Genomic DNA, 2,771 nt, shown 5'->3' with positions numbered 1-2,771 from the left:
AATTTTCATACTTCAGACCTGTTGTGAGAATGGAATCTCCTGTAGAACTTTATCCTTTATAACTCTTATGGCAAACAGAAGATTATTCTAACAAGTGAGTTTATACCCGAGTGGTTGTCTCTATCTGAAGGTGTTGAATAACATCAAAACAAAGAAATTCTCCAAAAGAGACAAAGAGCTTTAAATAACTCTTTGTCTCTTTTTATCTTTCTAAACATGTAGACTAGTAAAATCACCTTAAATATAGAGGTAACGATCAAAAAATCCTTATTTACTTATATAATATTCCACATACCAATTTACGAACTTTTGCAAACCCTCTTCTATTGAAGTCTCCGGCTTAAATCCTACAGCCTTCTGCAGCAAATTAGTAGAAGCATAAGTGGCAGGTACATCTCCAGGTTTGATTGGTTCGAAAACCTTATCAAATTCTATCTCTTTACCTAATGCATTACTTAAACATTTCTCCAAAGTTTTAATGAAAACCATCAACTTTTCAGGATTGTTGTTTCCAATGTTAAATACTTTGTGCGGAACGTCATTATCTCCAACTGAAGGATTTGATAGAAGCCGTTCTATTCCCTCGATAATGTCATCAATGAAGGTGAAGTCCCTATATAAGTCATTTTCAAAATCACCATTATTAAAGATCTTAATTGGTTCACCAGCAAAATACTTATCAGTAAATCCAAAGTAGGCCATATCCGGTCGTCCCATAGGTCCATAAACCGTAAAGAAACGGAGGCCTGTAGCAGGAATATTATATAGATGACTGTATGTATGGGCCATCAATTCATTGGATTTCTTAGTTGATGCATAAAGTGAGACAGGGTTGTCCACAAAATCCGTTTCTTCGAATGGAACCTTTTTGTTAGCTCCATAAACAGAACTGGAAGAAGCATAGACAAGATGGTCCACAGGATTGTGCCTGCAAGCTTCAAGGATGTTGTAAAAACCGATGATATTACTTTGAATGTACACATCAGGATTCTCGATCGAGTATCGCACTCCAGCTTGGGCAGCCAGATTTACTACAATATTAGGTTTATACTCTTCGAAGATATTTGTGATCATCGCTTTTTCAGAAATATCACCTTTGATAAAGGTAAACTTCTCAAAGTGTTCCAGTTTTTCCAAACGATCATATTTAAGCTTCACATCATAGTAATCATTGATGTTATCAACACCGATCACTCTGCAGCCCTGTTCCAGTAGTTTTCTAGATAAGAAATATCCGATGAAACCTGCCGCTCCAGTGATTAGATATGTTTTACTAGGATCTAGGGATTTGTAATTCAACGTGTTTCGACTCCTTTATGCCTTTTCTACTAGCAGGTTTTCTTCCAATGGAGTGATACTCTACCCCTGATTCCTGCATTTCTACTACACTATAGATATTTCTTCCGTCATATACTAAAGGCGTCCTCATCAACATCTTATACGTTTTAGGCGTTAATGCTTTCACTTCTCCCCATTCAGTAAAAATAAAACAGACATTTGCACTTTCTAAGGCATGTTCTATATTCGCAACATACGTGATACTGCCTTTGCCATTCTTACCTTCTGGATACACTCTAGCAAAATTCTCTGCTCCAACAGGATCGTACGCAAAAATATCGGCGCCTTGCTCCAATAATAAAGGCACGTTCTCAAGAGATGCCGCTTCTCTTAAATCGTCAGTACCAGGCTTAAAAGTCAATCCTAATACCGCTACTTTCAAGCCATTAAAGGTAATGAGTCTTTTACTAGCCTTTTTATATAGCATCGTCTTTTGGTCTTTGTTCACATCAATGGCAGCTTTGACGGTTTTAAGCTCGTAACCGTTTTGTCTTGCCAGATACTCCAATGCTTTAGTATCCTTAGGGAAACATGAACCACCGTAACCAATACCTGCATTTAAAAACTTGCCTCCAATTCGATTATCGAAGCTCATCCCTCTTGCGACATCCTGAATATCCGCACCGACCAGTTCACAAAGATTGGCAATATCATTCATATAAGAAATTTTAAGGGCAAGAAAATCATTGGATGCATACTTGATCATTTCTGCAGATCTTCTATTCACTGAAACTACAGGTAAATGAAATGGCTCATAAATATTCTGCATCAGTTCTTCAGCCCATTTACTTTCCGTTCCGATAATGATCCGTTCGGCATGCAGCGTATCGTGCACGGCAGAACCTTGTGCCAAGAATTCCGGGTTCGATACAACTTCCACTTTTACATCATTAACTAAGAAGTCTTGGATAAACTGCTCGACTTTATCATTCGTTCCAACCGGGACAGTTGATTTCACAACGACTAGGCAGTCCTTTTCCACCGATTCAGCAATCTGCCGTGCAACCGTTGCGATATAGGAAAGGTTAGCAGAACCATCTGGCTGCTCTGGAGTACCGACACCGATAAAGATCGCATCAGCATCCCTATAAACTGATTTATAATCAGTTGTATAATCAATCCTTCCAGCAGCGTAATTCTTCTGCATTAGCTCTTCTAACCCTGTTTCAAAAATTGGAGAAACACCAGACTTCATTACATTCACTTTATTTTCATCTATATCCACACAGGTCACTTGATGGCCAACTTCGGAAAAACATACACCTGCCACTAAGCCGACATAGCCTGTTCCTGCTACTGCTATTTTGTACATGAATTCACCTTGTCCTTTATTTTTAGAGTTACCTTATTGCCATACTCAATTATGAAATAAGTTTTCCGTAGTGGATTTTTCAATATAGAAGCAATTAGGAATTAACTTTATTAGCCCCTTT

Annotated in this window: 2 protein-coding genes; both read right to left on the bottom strand. The window is 38.1% G+C overall.

Annotation, left to right across the window (positions count from 1 at the left end; all coding sequences use genetic code 11):
• Nucleotides 1-267: 267 nt before the first annotated feature.
• Entirely contained in the window at nt 268-1,299 is a 1,032-nt protein-coding gene (locus tag N9I19_RS24350) for a GDP-mannose 4,6-dehydratase (protein ID WP_317779273.1), read from the bottom strand.
• Nucleotides 1,274-2,650: a UDP-glucose dehydrogenase family protein gene (locus tag N9I19_RS24345; RefSeq protein ID WP_317779272.1), complete on the bottom strand. Its 1,377-nt coding sequence runs from the start codon at nt 2,648-2,650 to the stop codon at nt 1,274-1,276. Before N9I19_RS24345 ends, N9I19_RS24350 begins: the two co-directional genes overlap by 26 nt.
• Between the last annotated feature and the right edge of the window lie 121 nt (nt 2,651-2,771).

It is taken from the genome of Peribacillus sp. CSMR9 (assembly GCF_033141925.1).
GTDB classification, from domain to species: Bacteria; Bacillota; Bacilli; order Bacillales; family DSM-1321; genus Peribacillus; species Peribacillus simplex_A.
This window is presented reverse-complemented; position numbering and strand designations above follow the sequence as displayed.

Bases quoted from the DNA above. Each gene is read 5' to 3' on its own strand.
- N9I19_RS24345 (WP_317779272.1), bottom strand. From the start codon at position 2,650: ATGTACAAAATAGCAGTAGCAGGAACAGGCTATGTCGGCTTAGTGGCA.